At 64.4% G+C, this 24,845-nt stretch carries 19 protein-coding genes and 2 pseudogenes; 5 read left to right on the forward strand and 16 right to left on the reverse strand.

The features are described 5' to 3' along the window. Positions 1-9: 9 nt before the first annotated feature. On the forward strand, positions 10-2,979 hold the full coding sequence (locus YP76_RS23195) for a Tn3 family transposase (protein WP_014072601.1): 2,970 nt from the start codon (positions 10-12) through the stop codon (positions 2,977-2,979). Positions 2,980-3,036: 57 nt separating this feature from the next. After that, a pseudogene (locus YP76_RS23200) lies at positions 3,037-3,612 on the forward strand (Tn3 family transposase); the annotation flags it as partial. A gap of 247 nt (positions 3,613-3,859) precedes the next feature. Here YP76_RS23200 and YP76_RS23205 read toward each other — a convergent pair. From YP76_RS23205 to YP76_RS23265, 13 genes and pseudogenes are all read right to left on the reverse strand, one after another. Then, entirely contained in the window at positions 3,860-4,609 is a 750-nt protein-coding gene (locus YP76_RS23205) for an HAD-IIB family hydrolase (RefSeq protein WP_004212890.1), read from the reverse strand. Continuing rightward, positions 4,606-7,107 (reverse strand): heavy metal translocating P-type ATPase, encoded by a 2,502-nt coding sequence (locus YP76_RS23210; RefSeq protein WP_004212886.1) that lies wholly within the window; start codon positions 7,105-7,107, stop codon positions 4,606-4,608. The genes YP76_RS23205 and YP76_RS23210 overlap by 4 nt, the downstream gene beginning before the upstream one ends. Further along, positions 7,104-7,712 (reverse strand): cation transporter, encoded by a 609-nt coding sequence (locus tag YP76_RS23215; protein ID WP_004212885.1) that lies wholly within the window; start codon positions 7,710-7,712, stop codon positions 7,104-7,106. The genes YP76_RS23210 and YP76_RS23215 overlap by 4 nt, the downstream gene beginning before the upstream one ends. After that, positions 7,709-8,395, reverse strand: coding sequence for a ZIP family metal transporter (locus YP76_RS23220; RefSeq protein WP_004212882.1), 687 nt, complete (start codon positions 8,393-8,395; stop codon positions 7,709-7,711). Before YP76_RS23220 ends, YP76_RS23215 begins: the two co-directional genes overlap by 4 nt. Before the next feature lie 3 nt (positions 8,396-8,398). Next, the gene (locus tag YP76_RS23225; protein WP_017183574.1) at positions 8,399-8,812 is read right to left on the reverse strand and encodes a hypothetical protein; all 414 of its coding nucleotides are present in this window, start codon (positions 8,810-8,812) and stop codon (positions 8,399-8,401) included. A 47-nt stretch (positions 8,813-8,859) separates the two neighbouring features. Next, positions 8,860-9,237, reverse strand: coding sequence for a hypothetical protein (locus YP76_RS23230; RefSeq protein ID WP_021238674.1), 378 nt, complete (start codon positions 9,235-9,237; stop codon positions 8,860-8,862). Continuing rightward, entirely contained in the window at positions 9,234-9,722 is a 489-nt protein-coding gene (locus tag YP76_RS23235; protein WP_004212879.1) for an SRPBCC domain-containing protein, read from the reverse strand. The genes YP76_RS23230 and YP76_RS23235 overlap by 4 nt, the downstream gene beginning before the upstream one ends. Before the next feature lie 53 nt (positions 9,723-9,775). Then, on the reverse strand, positions 9,776-13,021 hold the full coding sequence (locus YP76_RS23240) for an efflux RND transporter permease subunit (RefSeq protein WP_004212878.1): 3,246 nt from the start codon (positions 13,019-13,021) through the stop codon (positions 9,776-9,778). A 3-nt stretch (positions 13,022-13,024) separates the two neighbouring features. After that, positions 13,025-14,203 (reverse strand): efflux RND transporter periplasmic adaptor subunit, encoded by a 1,179-nt coding sequence (locus YP76_RS23245; protein WP_004212877.1) that lies wholly within the window; start codon positions 14,201-14,203, stop codon positions 13,025-13,027. Then, positions 14,203-15,480: a TolC family protein gene (locus YP76_RS23250; protein WP_013039111.1), complete on the reverse strand. Its 1,278-nt coding sequence runs from the start codon at positions 15,478-15,480 to the stop codon at positions 14,203-14,205. The genes YP76_RS23245 and YP76_RS23250 overlap by 1 nt, the downstream gene beginning before the upstream one ends. A gap of 60 nt (positions 15,481-15,540) precedes the next feature. Next, positions 15,541-15,837: a hypothetical protein gene (locus YP76_RS23255; protein ID WP_007406840.1), complete on the reverse strand. Its 297-nt coding sequence runs from the start codon at positions 15,835-15,837 to the stop codon at positions 15,541-15,543. 73 nt (positions 15,838-15,910) lie between these two features. After that, positions 15,911-17,877 (reverse strand): annotated as a pseudogene (locus YP76_RS23260) (FTR1 family protein). Then, positions 17,877-18,503, reverse strand: coding sequence for a cation transporter (locus YP76_RS23265; protein ID WP_004212870.1), 627 nt, complete (start codon positions 18,501-18,503; stop codon positions 17,877-17,879). Before YP76_RS23265 ends, YP76_RS23260 begins: the two are co-directional and overlap by 1 nt. A 78-nt stretch (positions 18,504-18,581) precedes the next feature. On the opposite strand from YP76_RS23265, the gene YP76_RS23270 reads away from it, so the two are divergent. Further along, on the forward strand, positions 18,582-18,998 hold the full coding sequence (locus tag YP76_RS23270) for a MerR family transcriptional regulator (RefSeq protein WP_004212867.1): 417 nt from the start codon (positions 18,582-18,584) through the stop codon (positions 18,996-18,998). Here the strand turns inward: YP76_RS23270 and YP76_RS23275 are convergent. Beyond that, positions 18,992-20,194, reverse strand: coding sequence for an aspartyl protease family protein (locus YP76_RS23275; protein WP_013039112.1), 1,203 nt, complete (start codon positions 20,192-20,194; stop codon positions 18,992-18,994). The genes YP76_RS23270 and YP76_RS23275 overlap by 7 nt on opposite strands. A 289-nt stretch (positions 20,195-20,483) precedes the next feature. Further along, on the reverse strand, positions 20,484-21,056 hold the full coding sequence (locus YP76_RS23280; RefSeq protein WP_009824027.1) for a recombinase family protein: 573 nt from the start codon (positions 21,054-21,056) through the stop codon (positions 20,484-20,486). Positions 21,057-21,247: 191 nt separating this feature from the next. Here YP76_RS23280 and YP76_RS23285 point away from each other — a divergent pair, with 191 nt between their 5' ends. Together YP76_RS23285 and YP76_RS27340 are read left to right on the forward strand one after the other, a co-directional pair. Then, entirely contained in the window at positions 21,248-22,648 is a 1,401-nt protein-coding gene (locus YP76_RS23285; RefSeq protein ID WP_046765854.1) for a Mu transposase C-terminal domain-containing protein, read from the forward strand. Further along, a complete protein-coding gene (locus tag YP76_RS27340; RefSeq protein WP_009824028.1) occupies positions 22,575-23,453 on the forward strand; it encodes an AAA family ATPase in 879 nt (292 codons plus the stop codon). Before YP76_RS23285 ends, YP76_RS27340 begins: the two co-directional genes overlap by 74 nt. A 313-nt stretch (positions 23,454-23,766) precedes the next feature. Here YP76_RS27340 and YP76_RS23295 read toward each other — a convergent pair. After that, positions 23,767-24,845, reverse strand: a 1,079-nt coding sequence (locus tag YP76_RS23295) for a site-specific integrase (protein ID WP_046765855.1), incomplete at its 5' end; no start/stop codon positions are given.

A 24,845-nucleotide genomic window follows, 5' to 3' on the forward strand; every position in this document is an offset into this window, starting at 1 on the left:
GAGAGCAAAATGGCACGACGCCGACTTCTGACCGGAGACGAGCGCCGGCGCCTGTTCGATCCTCCTGTCCAAGAAACCGCGATCATTGGGCATTATACCCTTTCTGCGGAAGATGTTGAATTGGTTGGGCGCCGCTATGGTCCAGCAAATCGCCTCGGTCTGGCTGCACAAATCGCTTTGATGCGACATCCCGGCTTTGGTCTGCAACCCGAGATCGGGCTTCCCGACGTCATTCTTCAGTACCTCGCGGCACAGTTATTCGTCGATCCTTCCTCCTTCTCTGCATATGGTCAGCGCGCGCAAACCCGTACCGATCATGCCGATCTCGTGGCGCGTTATCTTGGCATACGCCCGTTTCGACGCGGCGACCTGGCACTTGCCCTGAATCTTGCCGCGCAAGCCGCCGAGTATACAGACAGAGGTGAACCGATTGTTCGCGCCCTCATGGTTGGCCTGAAGGGTGAGCGGTTCATTCTTCCGTCAGGCGACACACTGGAACGCGCCGGTCTTGCTGGCCGGGCACGCGCACGCAAAGCTGCCGCAGCCGCAATCGTCGAAGGCCTCAGCTCTGCTGAACTGACACGGCTAGACGAACTCGTAATCAACAACCCGGATTTCGGCATGACACCGCTGGCGTGGTTGCGTAATTTCGAAGAAGCCCCGACTGCGGCCAATATCAATGGCTTGCTTGAGCGCCTGCGCTATGTTCGCGGCATAGGTATCCACCCGGTAGTTGGGGGCGCCATTCCGGAATTCCGCTTTGCCCAATTTGTCCGCGAGGGCGGCGTGGCACCGGCATTCCTGCTTTCGGATTACAGCGTCAATCGCAGGCGGGCGACGTTGACGGCCGCAGTGATCGACCTTGAGGCCAGACTTGCCGATGCCGCGATCCAAATGTTTGACCGACTTATCGGCGGCATGTTCACGCGCGCGCGGCGTGGGCGCGAGCGTCGCTACCAAGATAGTATTCAGTCGGTGGGGCAACTCATGCGGCTGTTTGGCGCCACGATTACAGCACTTGATGAGGCTGTCCAGAATGGCGGCGATCCGCTCGAATTGATTGACGAAGCGGTGGGCTGGCACCGGCTTGTTGCGGCAAAGGCCCAAGTAGATGCCCTTGCTGATCTTGCCGGCGAGGACGCACTGGTAACGGCAACCGAGCGTTACGCCACGCTACGGCGTTTCAGCCCGGCATTTCTGGACGCCTTCACCTTCAAGGCGTCTGGAACAGGGACGGCACTGATCAAAGCCATCGATGTCATTCGCGATGCGAACACACGAAAGTCGCGCGACCTTCCCGATGGCGTTCCACTGCCATTCCCCAATCGGCAGTGGAAGCGTCTCATCACCGAAAGCGGCCGTATCGACCGCCGACGTTATGAAATTGCGATCATGGCAACCTTGCGTGATCGTTTGCGCGCCGGTGATGTATGGATCGAGGGAACCCGCAACTATCAGCGCTTCGATGCCTATTTGCTGGGTCGGCGCGACGCCGCCAAAGTGGCGGATGTGCTTCCGTTCGATTCAAATGCTGCATCCTACCTCGCTGACCGGGCACGAAATCTTGACTGGCGGCTGCGCCGATTTGCCAAGCAGTTGAAAACAAACAAGCTTGAGGGAGTGTCGCTCGAACGAGACCGGCTCAAGCTTCAGCAAATGCCGCCTGTCACCCCACCGGAAGCTGAAGCCCTCGATCGCAAGCTCGATACCCTGCTTCCCCGCGTGCGCATCACCGAGCTGCTGCTTGAAGTCGCCGAACGCACTGGTTTTTTGAACGCATTCCGTGACCTGCGCTCAGGCAAGGAGCACGACAACCCCAGCACGGTACTCGCCGCAATTCTGGCTGATGGCACCAACCTCGGGCTGGAGCGGATGGCCAATGCCAGCGAAGGCGTCAGCTATGCCCAACTCGCATGGACCCACAACTGGTATCTTTCACCCGAGAACTATCAGGCCGCGCTGGCCATGATCATCTCAGCCCATCACGAATTACCCTTCGCGCGGCATTGGGGCGCTGGCACCAGTTCGTCGTCCGATGGCCAGTTCTTCCGGTCGGGGCGGAGCCGTTCAGGGGCGGCGGACGTCAATGCCAAATATGGCGCCGAACCTGGCGTGAAAATCTATTCTCACCTTTCCGATCACTTCGCATCATTCGGATCACGGATCATGTCCGCGACGGCAGGTGAAGCGCCTTACGTGCTCGACGGGCTTGTCCTGGGCGCCGGCAACCTTCCGTTGCATGAGCACTATACCGATACCGGCGGCGCCACCGATCATGTTTTCGCACTCTGCCACCTACTCGGGTTCCGCTTCGCGCCACGGCTGCGCGATATTGGCGACCGCAAGCTGGGTTCGATCGCTGCGCCATCGACATACAAGGGCATCGAAAATCTGATGGGCCGCACCATCAAAACGGCAGCGATCGAGGCCGATTGGGATGACATCGTCAGGATTGTCGCCTCAATCAAGGATGGCACGGTGGCGCCGTCAGTAATCTTGCGAAAACTTGCCGCCTACAAACGCCAGAACAGGCTGGATTTTGCATTGGCTGAACTGGGCCGTATCGAGCGCACTTTGTTCACGCTCGATTGGCTTGAACAACCGGAACTGCGACGTGCCTGTCAGGCCGGTCTCAACAAAGGCGAGGCGAGGCACACGCTTGCCGCCGCCATCTATACCAACCGGCAGGGTCGGTTCACCGATCGCTCGCTGGAAAATCAGGAATTTCGCGCATCTGGGCTGAACCTGCTGATTGCGGCGATTTCCTACTGGAACACGGTCTATCTCGACCGGGCCGCCCAGCACCTCAACGCTGTCGGCACGACGTTCGATGCGGCACTGCTTGCGCACCTTTCTCCGATGGGCTGGGCGCACATCAGTCTGACCGGCGATTACCTCTGGGAGCAGGCCAGGCGACTTCCAGCAGGTGAATTCCACCCACTCAACGAGCCAATGGCGCGGTTGAAGCGTGTAGCGTAGCCCATGTTCCGCTTATGTCCGAGAAATCGTTGTCTGGCGAACAAACCTTGAGGTGACGCCTTGCTCGGCTACAGGTTCGCCCCCCGTATCCGCGATCTCCCTCAGAAAAGACTCTATGCCTTCACGCCCAACGCGACGCCGGCCAATGTGCGAGCGCTGGTCGGAGGTAAGATCAATGAACCGCTCATCGAGCGCAACTGGCCCGACATCCTGCGCATCATGGCGACGATCGCAGCGGGGATCGTCGCCCCCAGCCAGATTCTTCGCAAGCTCGCCTCTTACCCGCGCCAGAATGAGCTGGCCCTCGCATTGCGAGAGGTGGGCCGCATCGAGCGAACCCTGTTCATGATCGACTGGATTCTTGATGCCGGCCTCCAGCGCCAGGCTCAGATCGGCCTCAACAAGGGTGAGGCCCACCACGCCCTAAAGCGCGCCATCAGCTTCCACCGCCGAGGTGAAATCCGGGATCGATCCGGCGAAGGCCAGCACTATCGCATCGCCGGAATGAACCTGCTCGCCGCCATCATCATATTCTGGAACACCATGAAGCTCGGCGAGGTCGTCAATACCCGGGCCGCCAGCGGTACCCATATCGCGCCTGATCTACTCGCCCACGTCTCGCCGTTGGGATAGGAACACATCAATCTAACCGGGGAATATCGCTGGCCCAAATCCTTAGCGTAGGATTCCGCCCCCTCCCGCAAACGCCCCCTACGATTGAGAAGCGCGGCGGAATCTCTTAGATTGATCGCTGGAGGCTTTGTTCGCGGAGACGCGCACATTGCCTTCTTTTCGTTTTAGGAAGCGCTGCCCTAAGCGACAGAAGCCAGAGCTTTGACAATGCGGCATTCCGCGATGGAGCCGACCATGTATCTTGATCCTATCGGTGCAGACACGCGATGATGGCGGTCACGACGGCGGTGGTTTCCGCGACGTCGCGCACCCTCACTGTGTCGAGGCCGATTTCAGCAGCGGGATAGTCATTCCCACCGGGGAATATCGCATCCCCAATGAACAGCATCCCGTCGAGCGGGACACCGCTCTCGGCACTCAGGCGCTTCAGGCCATAGCCCTTGTCGATCCCTGCTCTGGTCACGTCGATCGATGTCGTGCCACCGAGATTGATCGAGAGCTCCGGCAGCTTCGCGCGCAACGTGGCCTGCAACGCGGTCCTCTTCTTTCGGTCAGGATCCCACGCTTCCTTTTCCTTCAGCGGCGCTGCCTGCCCCAGGCCCGAAAAGGTGATCTGGCTGCCCCGGTCCTCGATCCGTTCGCCCCAGATACGTTCGTCGGCGAGACCGGCATCGGTCAGCGCCTGATCGAAGGCCGTGCGGATCTTCGCCTTCTCCGCGTCGTCGAACAGTTCGGCATAGACCGCGCGCCAAGCGCCATTGATGAACCGATAGAGTTTCGTGCCTGTGGTCGGCATCAACCAGAGACGGTCGAGCGCGACGCCGGCAGGAAGGCGCGAGGCGATCTGCTTTTCGAACTGCGGCCAGTCCCCGCCCGAGATCACCGCCACATCCGTGATGGCGAGCAATCGGGCGAGGATTGCGGCCATATCCTCCGATAACGGCCGCTTGCTCTCGGCAAGCGTGCCGTCGAGGTCGAAGGCGATCAGCCACTTCATGCCGCCTTCCCTGCCGGATCGCGGTAGGCGAGCAGCCTGAGCGCATTGATGACGACGAGCAGCGTCGATCCCTCATGAACCGCCACCGCTGGCCCAATGCCGAGGCCGAGGATGGTAGCAGGCACCAGGAAGGCGACGACACCCAGGCTGACGAAGACGTTCTGCCGGATGATTCCACGGGTATGGCGGCTAAGACCGACTGCGAATGGCAGGTGCGCCAGATCGTCGGCCATCAGCGCCACGTCGGCTGTCTCCAGCGCAACGTCCGACCCCGCCGCGCCCATCGCGATGCCGACCGTGGCGCTTGCCATCGCCGGCGCATCGTTCACGCCGTCGCCCACCATCGCGACCTTGTCTTCGCCGGCGAGCTTCTTGATCGCGGCAACCTTGTCTTCGGGCATGAGGTCGCCCCACGCTTCGTCGATCCCGACTTCGTCGGCGATCGCTTCGGCGACTTTCTGGTGATCGCCGGAGATCATTATCATCCGCGACACGCCCATCTCGTGCAGCCGACGCAACGCGGTCTTGGCAGCTTCGCGAGGCGTGTCCATCAGGCCGATCGCGCCCAGGTCGCGGTCCCCCTTGCGGACCACCATTGTCGTGCGGCCGTTCTCGCGCAGCTTCGCGATTGCGTCCTGCGCGCCCTGCCCCAGCGCCGGAATGCCCTCACTTCCGAACATCTCGGCCTTGCCGATCCACACCGTCTCGCCATCCACGCTCGCGGTGACGCCCCGACCGGTCAGGCTCTTGAGGTCGCCGGCAGTCGGCACGGCACGATCGTTCAGACGTTCGCGGCCGTCCTTGACGATCGCTTGGGCCAGGGGATGGTCGCTCAACGCTTCGACGGCGACAGCCAGCGCCAGCAACTCGCCTTCATCGGCGCCATCGACGGGCACGACATCAGTGATGCGCGGACGACCTTCGGTCAGCGTGCCCGTCTTGTCGAAAGCGATCGCTTTGAGCGACCCGAGGTTTTCGAGCGGTGCACCGCCCTTCACGAGCACGCCGCCCCGCGCTGCACGGGCAACGCCCGACAGGACCGCGCTCGGCGTTGCGATCGCGAGCGCGCACGGGCTTGCCGCCACCAGCACCGCCATCGCGCGATAGAAGCTGTCGCGGAACGGCTCGTCGACGACCACCCATGCGAACAGCAGGAGCACTGACAGGACCAGGACGGCGGGCACGAAGATCCGTTCGAACCGGTCGGTGAAGCGCTGCGTCGGCGACTTCTGCGTCTCCGCTTCGCTCACCATCTTCACGACCTTGGCAAGCGCGCTTTCATTGGAACGGCGTGTCACCTCGATCTCGATCGCGCCGCCGCCGTTGATCGTACCAGCAAAAACCCGGCTTTCCGCGTCGACTGCATCGGGCTTGGCGCGTGCCGCTGCGGCATCTGCGACCGGCACCTTGTCGACCGGGATGCTTTCACCCGTGACCGGGGCCTGGTTGATCGCGCTGGTGCCCTTGATGACGAAGCCGTCGGCAGGCAGGCGCTCGTTCGGGCGGACGATGGCAATGTCCCCGACGACCATCTGCTCGACCGGGATTTCGCTGGTCTGCCCGCCGCGTCGCACGGTCGCGGTTTCGGGCGCGAGCTTCGCCAGCGCCTCGATCGCCTTCTTGGCGCGGCCCATTGCATAATGCTCAAGCGCATGGCCGAGGCTGAACAGGAACAGCAGCAGCGCACCTTCGGCCCATGCGCCCAGCGCAGCGGCGCCGGCCGCAGCGACCAACATCAGCGTGTCGATCTCGAACTTCTTCATCCGGAGGTTGTCGATCGCCTCGCGCAGCGTGAAGAATCCGCCGAAGAAATAGGCTGCGATATAGCAGGCGGTCGGCAGCCATTCGGGCGCGCCAGCGACCAGCCTCTCGATCGCGTAGCCGATCCCCAGCAGCGCGCCACAGGCGAGCGCGAAGATCAGCTCGGTATTGGGGCCGAGAAATTCGGCGTGGCTATGGTCGTGGCCATCGCCGGGGCCGTGCTTCTCTTCGCCCGCGCCGTGGCCCCCGGGGCCGTGGTCGTGGCCGGCATGTTCATCGGCAGCGACCCGCTTGCCCACCCTCACCTTCAGCTTGCGAAGCGCAGCGCGCACCTCCTCTTCGGTGGTTTCGCGGCGATCATATTCGACCCGGACAGACCCGCTGGTGCTGGCGCTTGCCTGGACCACGCCGGGCAAGGCGCACAGCGCATCGCTGACCGTGCGCGCCCGACGTTCGTGGTTGATCCCCGTCACCTGCCAGATCGCATGGCCGTAGCGCTCGGTGATTTCGGCACCTGCGGCGCGCACCATTTCGCGCAACCGTGGCAGCGGCAGCTTGGCGGCATCGAAATGGATGCACAGCGCCGCTGGCGTGTTGCCGTCGAGACAGATCACATGCGCCCGCTCGACACCTTCGCGCTTTGACAGGGTTGATACGAGACGGTCCAGGCAGGCATCGGCCGCGTCAGGAAGGTCCGGCAACAACACTGGAATGTCGAGTTCGAGCTTGTCGTTCATGACGACCTCCTTTCGCTTTTCTTGGTTTCGGCGCGCGCGTCGCGCAGGATTTCGACACCGCCCTTGATGGCGATGATGGCGGTGGCGAAGCCGACCAGCAGGTCCGGCCAATTGGTACCCAACCACAGCACCAGCACGCCGGCGATCAGGATGCCGCCGTTGGAAATGAAGTCGTTGAAGCTGAAGGTGGTTGCGGCCCGGAGATTGACGTCCGGATCCTTGAGGCGCTGGAGCAGCCGCAGGCAGAGGTAATTCACGACGCCGGCGATCGCGGACATGACCATCATGGTAGGTCCGATGGGCTCGCTGCCCTGCACGTAGCGCCGTCCGACATCGATCAAGATGCCGCCCGCGAAGATCAGCAGCATGACGCCCGAAGCGACCGCGGCGCGTGTCTTCCATGTCTGGCCCCGGGTGAGCGCCACAAGGCTCAGCGCATACACAGCCGTATCGGACAGGTTGTCGACGCCGTTGGCGATCAGCGCGCTCGAGTCCGCGAAGAAGCCGGAAACGAAGAAGCCCGCAGCGATCGCCGCGTTCAGCAGCAGGACGATCCACAGTGTGCGGCGCTCCTGCCCGCCATTGTTGTCGTTGCCCGGGATCATCCCATCATCTCCTCAAGTGTCAGCAGGGCCAGGAAGCCGACGAAAAACATCGAGCTGATGAGCGGGGTGTCGGGTTTCTCGTGCGCCTCGACCAGCAACTCCTCCGTGACGAGGTAGAGCAGCGCCATCAGCCCGAAGCTGAGGAAGCCGGCGATCATCACCGGCGACAGCGCGGCGACCGGCACGGCAGCGAGCGCGCCGATCGGCAGCAGCAGGGCCAATGCCGAGACGATCACGATGATGCGCAAGCGCGAGCGATAGGTTTCCGCCAGCTCGTCGGTCAGCGTCAGTCCCAGAAATAACACTTCCAGAGTGAGCGCGATCGTCAGCAGGAGACCTGCCTTCTCGCCCGCCACGAAAGCGAGGCCGAGCACCAGGCCGTCCACCAGAATGTCGATGCCGATCGCGGCGAGTAGCGCCATCGGCCCCTTGAAGCGGGCCTCAAGAGCCTTGAGCCCCAGCATGGTCGCGACGCCCGCCGCCCCGCCGATCAACGTCGCGCTGGGCGATGCCTCATGCTTGACCTGCGGCAGGATTTCGGTCGCTGCCGCCGCGAACACGACGCCGGCAGCGAGATGCTGTAGGCCCGCCACGAGGCCAGGTTTCAACTTGGTGCGGCTCGCGACAATCGCGCCGAGCACGACCGCCAGCACAGGCGCAAGCGTATAGAGCAGTGCCTGCATTTCCTAGGACTCCTCCGGGGTTCGGTGGCAGACGCGGATCTTCCCGCGTCGCGTGAACGCGATCGATCCGCCCGCCACGACAGCCCGCGAATGGTCGCCGCGAAACTCGTCACCGGTTCGCTGCGCGCGCAGGATCTCGGTCCTGCCCTTCGGCAGCCAGGTGACGGCCATTTTCAAGCCTTCATCGATGAAGTCGACATCGGCGCGTGTGCCGTCGTCGCAGTACATGATGCGCTGCGCGATTAGTTTCGACGTCAGATGCTTTTCATGCGCCGGCTCGGTAGGCTGGGTCGGCGCTGGATTACACGCCCCTATAACCGCCCCGGAGACGAGAACGACGCCGAGGCGCGCGATCGCCAGACCGGCCCGATTCAGGCCGCACAAGGTTGTCACATTTGAAATCGACGTGTCAGACATCGGTCTCTTCCGACGAAGCGCCCTGTGGCGTTCGAAGGCAGGGCAGTTCATCGCGTGCCTTCCTGCTCGCAGATCCGGGTACGGCCATCGCCTTCCACGATGGTGAGCTGCGACCCCTTGAAGGTCGCGGTGGCTGTTTCGCCGACATATTGCAGGCCCTGCGCTGGCGCGGTCAGCATCATCGGCGGTCCCCCGTTGGAGCGCCGCAAATCGATCTGCAGGCCGTTGTCCTTGTAATCGACGAACAGCGGTTCCCCGTCGGAACAGCGATATCTATGCCGCCCCATTTCCCCGGTCGTCACGGCGCTGTCGGACGAATGGATCTGCTGCTCCGTTGGCGGGGCTGGCGGCTTTCTTTCCGAGCACGCCGCGAGCCCGACAACGAGGATGACGGCGGGCAGCACCCGCTTACAGTGCATCATCATCGCGCCTTCCTCCTGTAGCGGAAGGGGACGCGCTGACGATTGATAGCCCGGGCAGGCTGACCTACCCGCCAGCGGAGATAGGTTGCGAGGCGATCGTCAGATTCGACCATCAGGGATCGCAGGCGGCGCAACATCATCGCCGCGAACGGCAGGGAGAGCGCCCCGCGCAGCGTGCAGCTATGCGTTAGCCTGGTGCCGCCATCGTCCCCCGCCAGCTCGTACCGCTCTTCGAGCGTGAACAGATAGGGGATGCCGCAGGACCAAGCGAAGGCGTGCGGTTTATCGAATCGATCAATCCGTGCTGGCGTCCGAATTGGCCGGGTGATGCCCTGGATCGCAAAGGTGCATTCTGTGTCGCCGAGCCGGGACGGATCATCGAGAAATACGAGCGGACTCCACGCCCGGCGATGATCCGGATCGGTGAGTGCCGACCAGATGCGCAGTGGCCCGCCGTGAAGCATCGAGCTGGTTATGGTGCGAGGCATATCCCCATCTCCCAGAGATGGGCGGGGCGATCGCGGATCGCCCCGCCCATCCATCAGGCCAAGTTGTTCACGAAGGTCTGACCGTGGTCGTCCCCTTCATGCTCCTCATTGTAGTGCTCGGGTTTCTCGATCACTTTCTGCCCGAACCGGGCATAGAGTGTCGGCAGCACGAACAGCGTAAGAAGCGTCGCCGAGATCAGACCGCCGATGACGACCGTCGCCAAAGGCTTTTGAACCTCTGCGCCGGCGCCTTCGCCCAGCGCCATCGGCACGAAGCCGAGGCTGGCGACTAGCGCGGTCATGATGACGGGTCGCAGACGCTGCATCGCGCCAACATGCGCGGCTTCCTCGCGGCTCATCCCTGATCGGATCAGATCTTGGATCGAGCTGACCATGACGAGGCCGTTGAGGACCGCGATGCCCGAGAGGGCGATGAAGCCCACTGCCGCCGAGATCGAGAAGTCCATGCCCCGCAGGAACAGCAACAGGACGCCGCCCACCAGCGCGAAAGGCACGCCGGTGAACACGATCGCGGCGTCGCGGACCGATCCCAACGCCCCGTAGAGGAGCAGCAGGATCAAGATGAAGCAAGCCGGAATGACCAGCTTCAGCCGTTCGCTTGCCGATTGGAGGTTCTCGAACTGGCCGCCCCATTCGAGATAGGTGCCGGCAGGCAGCCGGAGTTGGCTGCCGATCGCCGCCTGCGCATCCGCCACGACGGATCCGACGTCGCGGCCACGCACGTTGGCTTGCACCACCACGCGCCGCTTGCCGTTCTCGCGGCTGATCTGGTTCGGACCATCGACCACCTTGATCTCGGCGACGCTGGACAGCGGTACATAGCCGCCGCCTGCCACCGGCACCTGCACCTGTTGGAGCAGGCCGATGTCGGCACGCTGCGCCTCCGACAGGCGGATCACCACGGGGAAGCGACGGTCGCCCTCGAAGATCTGGCCCGATGTTCGCCCGCCGATCGTCGCAGTCACGGTGTCCTGCACATCCTGAGCCGTAACGCCCAACCGCGCCATCGCGTCGCGGTTGACGCGAATGTCGAGCATGGGAAGACCGGTCGTCTGCTCCACCTTCACGTCCGCTGCGCCTTGCGTTCTGCGCAGCACCGCCGCGATTTGCTCGGCCGTCCGGTTCATCTGGTTGAAGTCGTCCCCGAACACCTTCACCGCGATGTCGCCGCGCACGCCGGCGATCAGCTCGTTGAAGCGCATCTGGATGGGCTGGGTGATCTCGTAGGCATTTCCCGGAATCTTCGCGAGATTACCCTCGATCCGGCTGACCAGCTCCTCCTTGGGAAGCTCAGGATCCGGCCAATCCTTGCGCGGCTTCAGGATGACGAACATGTCGGTCGCGTTCGGCGGCATCGGGTCGGCCGCCAGCTCGGCGGTGCCCGTCTTGGAATAGACGAATTGCACCTCCGGCTGCTTCGACATCATCCGCTCGATCGGCACCTGCATCGCCTGGCTCTGCTGGACCGACGTTGCCGGAATGCGGAGCGACTGGATCAGCAAATCGCCTTCGTCGAGCTGCGGCAGGAACACCGAGCCGAGCGTAGTGAAAGCAAGCGCCGCCACCACAAGGCTTCCCACACCCGCACCGATCGTCAGCGTCGGGCGCTTCATGGCCCGGTCGAGACCGGGTTCGTAGCGCTTCTTCAGCCACGTGATGATGCGGCCGTCCTTCTCCTCGACCTTCTTCGACAGCCAGATCGCAATCATCGCCGGCACGAAGGTGAGAGAGAGGATGAAGGCGAAGGCGAGCGCGATGATGACGGTCAGCGCCATCGGTCCGAACGTTTTACCCTCCACGCCGGTCAGCGTGAGCAGCGGTACGTAGACGAGGATGATGATTGCCTGCCCGTACACAGAGGGACGGATCATCTCACGCGCAGCGGCTGCCACGGTCGCGAGCCGTTCCTTGACGCTGAGCAATCGGCCTTCATGATGCTGTTGCTCGGCAAGCCGGCGCAGCGCGTTTTCGACAATGATGACGGCGCCGTCGACGATCAGACCGAAGTCCAAAGCCCCAAGGCTCATCAGATTGGCCGAGACCCCAGCGCGCAGCATACCAAAGCCTGTCAGCATCATGGTGATCGGGATGACCAACGCCGCGATCAGGGCCGCACGGAAGTTGCCGAGCAGCAGGAAGAGCACGACGATGACCAGCACCGCGCCTTCGGACAGGTTTTTCGCGACCGTCTTGATCGTCGAATTGACCAGCTCGGTGCGGTTCAGCACCGGCTGAATTACGACGTCAGGAGGCAGCGAAGCGTTGATCGTCTTCAGTTTCTCAGCGACCGCGGTCGACACGATGCGGCTGTTCTCGCCGATCCGCATGATCGCCGTGCCGACGACGACTTCGGTACCGTTCTCCGATGCCGAACCCATGCGGATCGCCTGACCCGTCTTCACAGTCGCAACTTGTTCGACCGTGATCGGCACGCCGTTACGTGTCGCGATCACGGTCCTGGCCAACTCGCTGGCATTGCGAACGAGCGCATCCGAGCGAACAGCCAGACCTTCGCCATTGCGATTGACGAAGCCACCGCCGACGCTGGTGTTATTGCGCTCCAGCGCATTTCCCAGGTCCGTCAGCGTGATGCCGAGCGAGGCCAGCTTCTGCACGTCGGGCACGACGAGGAACTGCTTGGCGTAACCGCCAATCGAGTCGACACCGGCGAGGCCCGGTGTGGTCTTCAGAAGCGGCGTCACGATCCAGTCCTGCGCGGTGCGCAGGTAGGTCGCCTTGTCCTCTTCGGTCGTCAGTCGCTCGCCCTCTGGCGTGATGTAGCTGCCATCGGGCTGTTGGCCCGGTTCACCGGGCTTGTGCTTGTCGTCCTCGCGATGATCGAGACGAACGGTGTACATGTACACCTCGCCCAGGCCTGTCGCGATCGGACCCATTTCAGGGTTCACGCCGTCGGGCAGATTCTCTTGCACGCCCCGCAGACGCTCGCCCACCTGCTGGCGGGCGAAATAGATGTCCGTCGCGTCCGAAAAGACCGCCGTGATCTGCGCGAAGCCGTTGCGGCTCAACGAGCGCGTATATTCCAGGCCGGGGGTGCCGGCGAGCGCGGTTTCGATTGGAAACGACACCTGCTTCTCGACCAGCTCGGGCGAGAGGGCAGGCGCGCGGACGTTGATCTGGACCTGATTGTTGGTGATGTCCGGCACCGCGTCGATCGGTAGCCGGTAGAGGGAAAAGGCGCCGATGGCGGCGACGATGACGGTGAGGAGCAGGACTAGCCAGCGCTTCTCGACCGCCCAGGTTACGATACGGGCGATCATGGCTTAATCCTCGTGGCTCGCTTCGCCCTTGCCGATCTCGGCCTTGAGCGTGAAACTTCCGGTGGTGGCGATCTGTTCGTTGCCGGTCAGGCCCGACCGGACGATCACCGTGTCGCCCGACGCATCGCCGAGCTGGACCGGGGTCGCCTTGAAGCCGGTGGGCGTGCGCACGAACACGACCGACTTGCCCTCGAAACTCTGGACCGCCGTCGTCGGCACGCGGACCGCCCCGCTCCCGCCGCTGCCCGTGAGCTGCACGGCTGCCGTCACAGGCTCGCCGACCCGCCATTCGCCACCGCGATTGTCGAGGGTGGCGAGCGCAGGCACGAGCCGCGTCTGCGGATCAAGCGCCGGCGACACGAAGGTCACGCGGGCGGTCGCCTGACGGCCTGCCGCCTTCACCAGCACCGTATTGCCGGGACGCACCCGGCCCGCATCCTCGGGCTTGAGATTAAGCGCGATCGACACCTGGCTCAGGTTGGCGATGCGATAGAGTTCGGCATCCGCCGCGACCGTTTGTCCCAGCGTCACGGGGCGCGCAATGATCTGGCCCGAGATCGGCGCGGCAATGCCGAGCCGGTTGAGCCCGCCGCCGCCGACACCCGCCGCCGAAACCATGCTCTGCGCCTGCGTCAGGGCGATCCGCGCCTCCGTCGCCGCTGTGCGGGCGGCGATCAGATCCTGTTCAGGGGAGACTCTCTGCGCGAACAGCCGCTGTTCGCGCGCGAGGTTCGAATTAGCGAGCTGAAGCCGCGCCCGCGCCGCCTCGACCTCGCCCTTGATCTGCGCCGCCTCGCGGCTTTCGATGACCGCAATGGTCTGGCCGCGTCCGACCGATTGGCCGAGGTTACGGGTGAGCGCGACCACGCGTCCCGCAATTGCGGCCGAGACGACCTGCGTTCCCTGTGGGTCGCCCTCGATGATCGCGGGCAGCTCGATCGTCCCGGCCCCGCCGATGATCGGCCGTCCGACCTGGACGCCCGCTGTGGCGATCTGGTCGGCACCCAATGTGACGACGCCTTCACCGGCATGACCGCCTTCAGCACCGCCCTTTTCCGTGCCCGCTGCCGTCTCATTGGCAGCTGCGCCTTCGGCAGTTGCCTCGTTTCCGCCATCCTTGCCGCCGCAGGCAGCCAAGAGCAGGGCGAGCGACGCCGCGCCCGCGAGATAAAAGCTCTTCATCACTGATTCCCCCCATTGGGCGCACGAGCGGTCAGTCGCTCCACTTGCGCGCGGGCATTCTGGTAATTGGCAAGCGCGTCGATCGCGGCGACCCGCGTTTCGGCGAGCGTGCGTTCAGCATCGAGCAATTCGAGCTGGCCGAACTTGCCCTCGCGATAGCCGATCCGCGCGATGCGGGCGGCCTCCTGTGCAGCCGCCAGCGCCGGCCCCGACGCCGCACGAGCCGTCGTTGCGGCATTGGCCGCCTGCGCCTGCGCGTCCGTGATCGCCTGTTCGATGTCGAGCGCGGTCACGCGGCGCTGCGCATCCGCCTGGGTCCGCTGCGCGGTCGCCTGCGCAATCGCGGCGCGACCATTGTTGAACACCGGGATCGGGATCGACACGCTGAACACCGCCGCCATGTCGTTGGTCGCTTCCAGGCGGCGGATCGACGGCCCGACGTTCAGGTCAGGCACGCGATTGGCGCGCGCGAGCCGCACGCCGGCTTCGGCAATGGAGAAATCCGCGTTGGCTGCCGCCAGCGCGAGTGTGCCGGTCGTGTTGACCGGTGCCAACGGCCCATAGACGTTCACATCGGGAAGGCGATCGAGCAGCGTGTCATCGAGCAGGCCGTCGATCGGCCGTCCGATCCGACGCGCCAGATTGGCGCGGGCCGCCTCGGCCAAGCGAAGCTGCCGCTCCACATTGGCGTCGGCATTGATACGCGCGACATCCGCGCGCTGTTGCTCGAGTGGCGATGCCCGCCCTGCCTGCACGCGAACGCTCGCGGCCCGCAGCGCATCGCTGGCGATCCGGGCCTGATCGCGGGCTGTCATTACCCGGCGATCGGCCGCGACCGCTTCGACATAGAGCTGCGTTACCTGAAGCCGGACATCCGCCGCGATGATCGCGGCCTGGATCTCGGCCCGGGACAATTGCGCATTGGCGACCGCGACGCGGGCGCCGCGCTTGCCGCCTAGCTCGATCGGGATCGCAAAGCCGACCGTGGTTTCCGCGCTGCGGACCCCCCGATACGGCCCGGAGCCGATGACATTCTCGACTTGGCCTTGAACCACCGGATTGGGCCGCAAGCCGGCGACTGTGCGACCTGCACGGGCCGCGTCGATTCCAGCTGTCGCCGCTTCCGCAGCAGGGGCCGAACCGCCCGCTGCACTGACCGCTTGGTCAAGCGTGTAGACCGGCGCATCCTGCGCAACAGGCGCGGACGGTCCGACCTGCGCCTGCGCCATCGTGGCGCAAGACGCTGCGGCCAGCATGGCCGCGAGGATACGATTCATGAAAATAGGACTCCTGACGATGATCGACAGGGGCGCGCCAACGCACGCCCAAATCGGACGTCAGGCTTGGGGGGGCCTCAAATGGACCATGCCGGTGCGGCCGTCGAGCGACGCAGAGGCGGAGATTGTCGGCTTGGGCACTGTGAGGACGGGGGTATATTCCATCGTCGTGCGCGCAGGCGCGCCGACGTCGTGTCCGTGACAATAATTGTGATGATGCGGGACATTCTTGTCCGAGTCCGATGGCACCTGATCGATGTCACCGGCGGTATGGACCGTGAACTCAACGCCCGCGATGCTTCCCCCCGCCAGATCGGCGGCATGGGCCATGCCGGAGAAGCTGGTCAGGACCAGCATCAGGCATGTCAGGAAAGGCAAAAAGGCTCGCACTAGCTTGCCTCTATCACGGAAGGGTTTTCATGTCATTGCACTAATTCGAACCAAGGGTCACTGAGCCGGAACCCGAGCGGGATCGGTCGCGCCCGTTCCAGGCGAACCCGACCGCAATGGCGACCGCCATCAGGAGTTGCGCCAGCACCGATTGCCAAGTGGGAAACACGCCGAGCATCGACAGCCGTGGCACGTCCGCGAGCGGTGCGATGTTGATAAGGCCGGCTTCCTGGAGCGCGGCGACGCCTTTACCCGCCAGCACGACGGTCAGGACCGCCATGAGCCAGGAGCTATAGCGGAAGAACTGCGCGATCGGCAGCTTGCGACTGTAGCGAAGCATGGCCCAAGCGATCAGGCTGAGCAGTCCAATCGCCGACCCGGCCCCCGCGAGAAGCATCCCGTTGTCACCTTGCGCCGAAAGCGCGGCATAGAACAGGATCGTCTCGAAGACCTCGCGATAAACTACGACGAACGCCAGCCCGAACAGGAACCAGCCCGACCCGCCCGAGAGCGCCCGCGACATCTTCTCGCGAATATAGCGCTGCCACTGATCGGCCTGCGCCTTGCCGTGCATCCAAATCCCGACCGAGAGCAGCACGACCGCGGCGAACAGCGAGCCAAACCCTTCCGTCAGCTCCCGGCTCGCACCGCTGATCCCGATCGCATAGGTGGCGACCGCCCAGGTGATCCCGCCCGCGATGATCGCGCTGACCCAGCCGCCATGCACGTACCGCAGCGCCTCGCCGCGCTCGGCTTTACGCAGGAACGCGATCATGGCGACAACGATGAGCAGGGCTTCGAGCCCTTCACGCAGCAGGATCGTGAACGCGCCCAGGAACGTGGACGCTTCGGTGGCGGCATCAGGCGCGAGCGCCGCTTCCGCATCGTCGAAAAGGCCGCCCAGTACTGCGACCTTCTCCGCGAGATCATCGGGCGACGCGCCCCGGTCGATCGAGGCGCGGAACTCCCCCATCGCGCCCTCGATTCGACCCATCAGCGTCGCGTCGCGCGCGGTGAGTGTTGGCTCGATCGGCTCGAACCCATCGAGATAGGCCGACAGCGCCAGCTCTTTCGCCATGCGCGCATCGCCGCGCCGCGCAGCCGCCACGCTTTCGGCGAGTTTGGCGCGGGCGACCGCGAGCGAGCCGGGAGCCTGTTGTATCACCTGTTCGGGATGACGACGCAGGAACGCGAGCACTGGGTCAGCCTTGGCGTCGCCGATCGCCGCGCCGAGCGCGGCCGGGGTGAGCGCGACCAGGGTTTTCAGGTCCGGAATGCGCCGGCGAAGGGTCGGGTCGGATTTCCAAAGCCGCTCGCCTTCGCGCGCCTGCGCATCCGTGAAGGCGAAGCTCCCGGCTCGGAATGCTAACGCCCAGCGCTGATCGTTGGGCAGATCGGCGAAGCTCTGCATCGCGGTCCCGTCGATGCCTTGCGTCACCACCTGATAGAGCGCGAACACGCTGCGCTGGCGCGCGCGCTCGGCATCGGTGAAAGCAATCGGGGCGTAGCGAGCTTGGCGGCGTCAGGGCCACGGCCGTTGCCCGTCATCCCGTGGCAGGACGCGCAGGATTGTCGGAACAGTGCATCGCTGGAGACGAGGTTCGGAGCCTTATCGGGCGCGAGCGGCACCGGGTAGGCGCGCAACAGATCGGCCGCGAGCCCGTGCGCCAATGTTGCCACCTGTTCAGTCGGTCCCTTTTCCGCGATCACCGCCTGGAGGTTGGCAGCCCGCTGGATGAGGGCTTGACGCTCCGGCTTCGCCGGCAGGCCCTGAAGCCGTGTCGAGACCGACGCGGCGAACTCCGTCATCTCGGCATATTCCGACGTGCTCTTGATCCGACCGTTGGCGACCGCGCCGCCATAATCGACGGCCATATAGTCGAGCAGCCGCCATGCGGTTTGCACGTCGCCGGGTTCGGCGATTGCCGCAGCAGGGATCAGCAGCGCCGCGAGCGCGGAGAGCAGCCGCAACGAGAGCATTGCCCGGATCAACGCGAGCAGACGCACTACCGCTCTCCCAATTCGCGCCGAGCGCCAGTGACGATTTCATAAGCGGAGTGGAGGAACAGGAGGGCGATGAGGCCGGCGACGGCGAGGTCCGGCCAGGCGCTTCCTGTCCACGCCACCAGACCGGCCGCGGCGATCACCGCCACGTTGGCGAGCGCGTCGTTGCGGCTGAACAGCCAGATCGCGCGAACATTGGCGTCCCCTTCCCGGAAACGCGCAAGCACCAAGGCGGACACGACATTGATCGCGAGCGCGACAACGCCGATTGTGCCCATCAGTTCGGCATCGGGCGCGGTTGCGTTCAGGGCGCGCCAAATCGCGAAACCGATTACGCCCACGCCAAGCGCACCGAGAAACAACCCCTGCGTCAGCGCGACCTTTGCCCTCGCCCGTGCGGACCAGGCAAGCGCGAGAAGACCGATAAGGCTGATCGACCCGTCCCCGAGAAAATCGAGGGAATCCGCTTTCAGCGCTTGGCTATCGGCGATGAACCCGCCGAACAGCTCGGCGACTCCGAAGCCGAGGTTGAGCACCACGACGGTCAGCAGCGCACGGCGATAGGCCGGATCGGTTTGCGCGCGCGCGGGCTCCCCGTGGCACCCGCAGCTTTCGGTAGAAGCATTCATGCGGCCTTCCTTACCACCTCCAGTCGCTGTAGAAGCAAGCGAAATGTGCGACACGTTCGCATAAGCAAGGATGGCATGATGAAGCCGGTGATGATTGGGCAGCTCGCCAGCGAGACCTCGACGAAGGTGACGACGATCCGCTTTTATGAGTCGATCGGGTTGCTCCGATCCGCCCCTCGCACGGCGTCGGGTCGCAGAACCTACGATGCCAGTGACATTGAGCGTTTGCACTTCATCCGCAACGGTCGCCGGCTTGGCTTCTCCGTCGACGAGATCCGTTCGTTGATGGGGCTGGCGCAGAACCCGGACCAGGATTGTGGTGCCGCCTCAGCTATCGCTGCTCAGCACCTCAAGGATGTGGAGGAGAGACTGGCGCAACTCGCGGTGTTGCGGGATGAGTTGGCAATGCTCAGCCAGAGCTGCACCAAGGCGCGCATGGCCGATTGTCGGATCATGAAGGCGATCGGCAAAGGCCACCCTCAAGCCGATCAATAATAATCGGCCAGCCTGAGCTCGCGCACATCACCCGAGGCCATCGTCAGCTTTACGAGGGTGCCAGCAGGCCGGGAGCGCACTTGCCAGAGCTCCCCACGCGTATAGTTCGCATCGATCGAATGGCCGTTCACCGCCACGATCCGGTCGCCGACCGCCCAGCCAGCCTTTTCCGCGGGACTGTTCGCCGCCACATGAACAACGGTGAGCGCCGTTGGTGAGGCTGCGAGGCCAAGGCCGCTACGGTCCTTCAGCATCGGCAGGCGACGACGAGGACCGAGTGGCCGGAGCCACACGAATCCGGCGGTCACGTCGAACACCACGTCGAATTGAGCGATCAGCGGTAGGCCGACATTGCCAACCGTGCTGGTGGAGAGCCAAGCTCTCATCCCGAGTGTGGGGACGTTCGAGACGCCAAGCCCTTCGATGTTGATGTTCTGGATCGTGAAAGCATCGTTGATACGCACACCATCGACGCCGCCGATCGCCGCGGTCGAGACGAGCTTCCCGTTCAACAGCCCTTGATCGCGGGCATAGGCCGACGAGAGCATCAGCGCGGCCGAGCTGCCAAGATCGATCATCAAGGGCACGGGAGGCAAACCCGAGACGGAAGCTCGAATGAACAGCTCCTGCTTGGCACCGCGCCCGAGCGCGACAGCGCGCCAGTCGGGACCGGCGAGAAACGTGCCTGACTTGACGACCGCCATACGCCTTTTCGCGAAATCGAGCGCGATGCAGCTACCCGTGAACATATCGGCACCGAGGAGGATATCGATCGGTCGTCCGAAGGCCGCCGACACTGAACTCAGATCACCAACGACGGCAAAGGGTAAGCGACGGGTTTCGCGGGCGAGCTGTACGTCGATGTCGCGGACCAGCAGCACCGGGGCCTTGGCGCTCAGCCCGCTAATCATGCGCCGCTCACCATCGTTCAAGCCGAGCTTCGCCGCGAGCGCCGTGCTCATGATCGACGCGCCGCTGCCACTGTCGAGCACCGCCCGCACCGGCACTCCGCGCACTTGTGCCGAAACAAGGAGGGTATCACCCGTGCCGACTTCCAGCGGCTCCCATTCGAGGTGAGCCGCACCGAAGTTCCACGAGCCCGCAGACCGGGAAGTCTGTCGCGCGAGCGTTGGAGAACCGAGCACCAAGCCGGTTCCACAGGCCACCAGCCGCGCCACTAATGAGCGTCGAGACATACCGATTGCTTCAACACGGGCCGTCAAAAAGCCACCTCCAGCCCCCCGTCCGCAGGAGAGCAAATTGCGGTTACATGCTCCAGCCACTGGAGGAGCAAGTGCTTTTGGTGCGCCCGAAAATCCTCAGAAGCGCTTGGAGAACTTTAGATGAAGGATGGTGCAGACCGCTTAGATGCCTTCCCGATAACGAACGGTTCCGGGGGACGCTGGGCCGATCGGGACCGCGAACGGTGTAAACGCTCGCGCTAAGTGGCGGCATTCTGATCGCGCTATTTGTCGGCGAGCGTCGCTACGCGGCTACCGGCTTGGTCTCGGCCGATCGCACATAGGCGTAGAGTTTTGGCTTGGAGATGCCGAGCATCGAGCAAATCTTGGCGATCGGCATCGTGTTCTCGTGGTAGAGCCTGACGGGCAGGTCGCGCTTGTCCTTGCCGAGTGCGGCCGGCCGGCCACCCTTCTTGCCGCGAGCGCGGGCTGCGGTGAGACCGGCCTGGGTCCGCTCGCGGATCAGGTTGCGCTCGAACTCCGCCAATGCCCCGAACAGGTGGAAGGTAAGCTTGCCCGACGTGGTGGTCGTGTCGATCGCCTCGTGCAGGCTCAGCAGCCCGACCTTTTCCTCGTCGAGGTAGGTCATCCATCCGATCAGATCACGGAGCGAGCGGCCGAGCCTGTCGAGGCGCCAGACCACCAGTGTGTCGCCGGCGCGAAGCAGCTCCTTCACCTTTTCCAATCCAGGGCGAGCGGCAGTCGCCCCGGAGGCCTTGTCGGTGATGACCTTCTCGCAGCCGGCAGCCTTCAGCGCATCACGCTGGAGGTCCAGGTTCTGCTCGGCGGTCGATACGCGGGCGTAACCGATTTTCATGCGTAGGGCCGGTGGCGCCCCGATCGGGCGCGGTTTGGGAAGAAAGTCGTCATCGGCAGGTCTATGTTGCCCTAGTTTTCTTTACCGGGTAGATTTACGTCGAACAGGCCGGTTTGGCAACGCGAGCGGACTCGCATGGCGATGGGCAGGCAAATCTCCGTTTTCCTTACCTGCGACACGGACCGTCGGCGGTGACGCATCCGGCGCTTGTCCCGCCGCTGGCGATCGAGCGCTACCGCGTCCTTGAACCGCACCTCGCCGATGGCATCCCGCTCGCGGACCTCGCCCGCACCGGCACGCTGAGCGAGCGGACGTTGCAGCGCTGGCTCGGGCGCTACCGTGCCGAAGGACTTGCCGGTCTCGCGCGTCTGCCGCGCAACGATCGGGGCAGGCTGCACCTGCCGGAACATCTGGTCGAACTGACCCGCACTCTCGCCACCAAGCGCCCGCGACCCCCGGTCGCCGCCATTCACCGAAAGGTGCAGGAACTCGCCATCGCGCTTGGACACCGAACCCCCAGCTATGCGGCCGTCGCGCGTGTCGTCAGGGCGATACCGGCAAGCCAGATCGCCGCAGCCTCCGATCCGGCCGTCTACCGCGACCAGCACGAGCTAGTGCATCGGCGCGAAGCCGCGACCTCGAACGAGATGTGGCAGGCCGATCATACCGTTCTCGACATTCTCGTGCTCGATGATGCCGGAACCCCGGTGCGTCCTTGGCTGACCGTCATCGTTGACGATCACAGCCGAGCCATCGCCGGTTACTTCCTCAGCCTCGATGCCCCCAGTGCCCTCAACACGGCGCTCGCCTTGCGGCAGGCGATCTGGCGCAAGCCCAATCCCGAATGGATCGTCAGCGGCATTCCCGAACAGCTTTACGTCGACAACGGCTCGGATTTCATCTCCGAGCATATCGAGCAGGCGTGCATCGCCCTCAAAATCCGCCTCATCCATTCGCTGCCGGGGCGTCCTCGCGGGCGCGGCAAGATCGAGCGGCTGTTCCGCACCATCAACGACATGTTCCTGCCCGACCTGCCCGGCCACCTGATCGCGGGCAAGCCGCTGTCGGCGCCAGTGCTCACGCTCGACGAGCTGCGCGCCCGCTTCGAGGCGTTCGTGTGCGGCGTCTATCATCGTCGCCCGCATGGCAGCACCGGCGAACCGCCGATCACGCGCTGGCAGAAGGGCGGGTTCCTGCCCGCAATGCCCGACAGCCTTGAACAGCTCGACATGCTGCTCGTGCACGTGCCCAAGCCCCGTAAAGTGCTGCGCGACGGCATCCGTCTGATGGGCAGGCGCTATGTCGAACCCACGCTCGCGGCCTTCGTCGGCGAGCAGGTCGAGGCGGTCTATGACCCCCGCGACCTGACCGAGATCCACGTCTACCACCAGGGCCGGTTCGTCTGCCGTGCGCTCAGCTCCGAGCACGCTGGGCACCCGTCGTTGCGCGCGATCCAGCGCGCCCGGCGCGGCGCGAAGGAGCGCGACAAGCAGGTGCCTGCCCCCACGGAGACCTTCGATGGCGACCAAGAGGATACGGCTTCCCGGCCCACCACCTACCGAGGGCTCCGGCTCTACGCCGCTGACGATTGAGTTCCTGGTCGAGCAGCCGTTCCTGGCGACCCGCGAACATGCCCGGTTCGTCGAGTTTGCCGAAGCCTGCGCGCACTACCGCTATATCGGCGTGTGTCATGGCCGGCCGGGCGTCGGAAAGACGCGATCGGCGCGCGAGTTTTCCAGCTTCCCCGACCTGGGGGAATATGCCGCGCTCCGTCCCATTGCCGCGCTCCTTGGCGAAAAGGTCGCTCGCTGCCGCGCCGTCTTCTACACCGTGTCGGTCAGCAACACGCCCAAGACGATCGACGCGGTGTTGGGCCTCAACCTCATTAAGCTGGGCTATGCCCGGCTGACGGTCGCGGGCGGCTCGCAGGACGAAATCACCCATGACGCCGCCCGCATCGCCTGCCCCCTCGTCATCGTCGACGAGGCCGACCGCCTGACCATAAAGTCGCTCGAACATCTCCGCGACATGGCCGATCGCCACGGCTTCGGGCTGATCCTGATGGGTATGCCGGGCTTGGAGAAGCGCCTCGCCCGCTATGCCCAGCTCTACTCGCGGATCGGCTTCGTCCACGAGTTCAAACCGCTTACCGAGACCGAAATGCGGCTGCTGCTCGCGACCCACGCCGGCGATTTCGGGATCAGCTTCGACCCGGCCCAACTCGACGCGATCGAAGCGCAGGCAGCCGTGATCCGCATCACGCGCGGCAACTTCCGGCTCATGGAGCGCCTGTTCGCGCAGATGCGGCGGATCATGACCCTCAACCGCGTCGAGGAGGTCACCGCTGACATCGTTCAGGCCGCGCGCGATTGCCTCGTCATCGGACCCGGCAACTGACAAATAGCGCGATCAGAACGCCGCCATTTAGCGCGAGCGTTTACACAGGATAAGATCCATACCGTTTCCGGAACCACTTTCTTGTTTCCTCTTCGAAATTGGACTGTGCTGATGAGTTTGAGCGATGGTGGCTTCGCTCATACACTACGCGCTACCAGGCCCCTGCCCGTTTCTTAGGCTTAACGTTGTAGCTCAAGACCCCGGGGCTCAGCCTCCCTTCTCCGGTTCTTGCCGCTGCGCAAATCCCTCGATCTACCTGCCGCCGTCGTGTGGTCGCACGGCATCATCCAAAGACCTATTTAGGCCGTCATGACTAGCCAATCTTCGCCATAAGGCGCCCCGCCGCCCCCTGCTCTGCCGCGAGATTGCGATTATAAGCGAGCGGCATCCGCGGCGACTTCCACCGCAGCGCGTCCATGATGCCGGCCAAATCCTCCCCGCTGGCGAACAGGTCCTGATTGAGCCCGATCCGCGTCGAGTGCGCACTGATCCCCTTCAGCAACCGCGCCAGATCGTCCGCCGTCAAATCGGGCAGCGCGCCACGGTCGAACGCGCGGCCGATGATCGACCGAAAGATTGGTCCGATCGAGCCCGGGTGCAGCGCCACGGTGCCGATGTCATATTCGACGCGCGCCTTCACCGCCGGCTTGGACAGCGTCTTGCGCAGATCCCACGTCTCCCGGCCCGAGATGCTGTCGATCGGCCGACCGCGCACGGCTGCCCGCGCCTTGTAGCGCCGCACCTGCACCCGCCGGAACAGCGGCCCTGTCGTGATCCCCGCCGCTTCGGTCCACGCCGCGATCGCCGCGACGGTGCGCGGGCTGAGGTAGGCGGTCGCCCCCTCCCCGTCTTGATCGCCCTTATGACGCAGAATCTGCAGCAGCCGCGCTTCGGGATCGATCGCCTCCTCAATATGCTCAATGGCGACCGCCACCAGTTCGGAGGCGCGCAGCCCGGTGTCATAAGCGGCCGATAGCAGCGCCCGATCACGCAGCCCCGGCAGATCCTCGCCACAACTCTCGAGCAGCGCGCGGATGTTGAGCCCCCGCGCCTTGTCGCGCTCGACGTCGCGCACCGGGCCCTTGAACCGCAGCGGCCGCGCCTGCTTCTGCGCAGCCCCCTTCTCGCGGCGCACCGTCTGGAGCCGCAGCTTCACCAGCGGCGCCGGCGTCGGATCCTTGAGCTCGAGCAGCTGGTGGATCTTGGCGATCGACGCCTTGTAGCGGGATAGCGAGGCCGGCCGGCTCCCCTTCCCGGCCCGCGCGTCGAGATAATCGGCCACGGTCTCGGGCGTGGCCGGCAGCGCGATCCGGTTGTTGCGCCTACACCACGCATCGAACGCCTCGACGTCGGACTTGAGCGCACGGATGCTATGGGGCGATGTGACCGGAC

Source organism: Sphingobium chungbukense (assembly GCF_001005725.1).
Lineage (GTDB): Bacteria > Pseudomonadota > Alphaproteobacteria > Sphingomonadales > Sphingomonadaceae > Sphingobium > Sphingobium chungbukense.

Bases quoted from the DNA above. Each gene is read 5' to 3' on its own strand.
- YP76_RS27340 (WP_009824028.1), top strand. From the start codon at position 22,575: ATGGCGACCAAGAGGATACGGCTTCCCGGCCCACCACCTACCGAGGGC.
- YP76_RS23280 (WP_009824027.1), bottom strand. From the start codon at position 21,056: ATGAAAATCGGTTACGCCCGCGTATCGACCGCCGAGCAGAACCTGGAC.
- YP76_RS23235 (WP_004212879.1), bottom strand. From the start codon at position 9,722: ATGCCTCGCACCATAACCAGCTCGATGCTTCACGGCGGGCCACTGCGC.
- YP76_RS23205 (WP_004212890.1), bottom strand. From the start codon at position 4,609: ATGAAGTGGCTGATCGCCTTCGACCTCGACGGCACGCTTGCCGAGAGC.
- YP76_RS23220 (WP_004212882.1), bottom strand. From the start codon at position 8,395: ATGCAGGCACTGCTCTATACGCTTGCGCCTGTGCTGGCGGTCGTGCTC.
- YP76_RS23265 (WP_004212870.1), bottom strand. From the start codon at position 18,503: ATGAATGCTTCTACCGAAAGCTGCGGGTGCCACGGGGAGCCCGCGCGC.
- YP76_RS23195 (WP_014072601.1), top strand. From the start codon at position 10: ATGGCACGACGCCGACTTCTGACCGGAGACGAGCGCCGGCGCCTGTTC.
- YP76_RS23255 (WP_007406840.1), bottom strand. From the start codon at position 15,837: ATGCTGGTCCTGACCAGCTTCTCCGGCATGGCCCATGCCGCCGATCTG.
- YP76_RS23225 (WP_017183574.1), bottom strand. From the start codon at position 8,812: ATGTCTGACACGTCGATTTCAAATGTGACAACCTTGTGCGGCCTGAAT.
- YP76_RS23275 (WP_013039112.1), bottom strand. From the start codon at position 20,194: ATGTCTCGACGCTCATTAGTGGCGCGGCTGGTGGCCTGTGGAACCGGC.
- YP76_RS23250 (WP_013039111.1), bottom strand. From the start codon at position 15,480: ATGAATCGTATCCTCGCGGCCATGCTGGCCGCAGCGTCTTGCGCCACG.
- YP76_RS23270 (WP_004212867.1), top strand. From the start codon at position 18,582: ATGAAGCCGGTGATGATTGGGCAGCTCGCCAGCGAGACCTCGACGAAG.
- YP76_RS23215 (WP_004212885.1), bottom strand. From the start codon at position 7,712: ATGATCCCGGGCAACGACAACAATGGCGGGCAGGAGCGCCGCACACTG.
- YP76_RS23245 (WP_004212877.1), bottom strand. From the start codon at position 14,203: ATGAAGAGCTTTTATCTCGCGGGCGCGGCGTCGCTCGCCCTGCTCTTG.
- YP76_RS23230 (WP_021238674.1), bottom strand. From the start codon at position 9,237: ATGATGATGCACTGTAAGCGGGTGCTGCCCGCCGTCATCCTCGTTGTC.
- YP76_RS23240 (WP_004212878.1), bottom strand. From the start codon at position 13,021: ATGATCGCCCGTATCGTAACCTGGGCGGTCGAGAAGCGCTGGCTAGTC.
- YP76_RS23210 (WP_004212886.1), bottom strand. From the start codon at position 7,107: ATGAACGACAAGCTCGAACTCGACATTCCAGTGTTGTTGCCGGACCTT.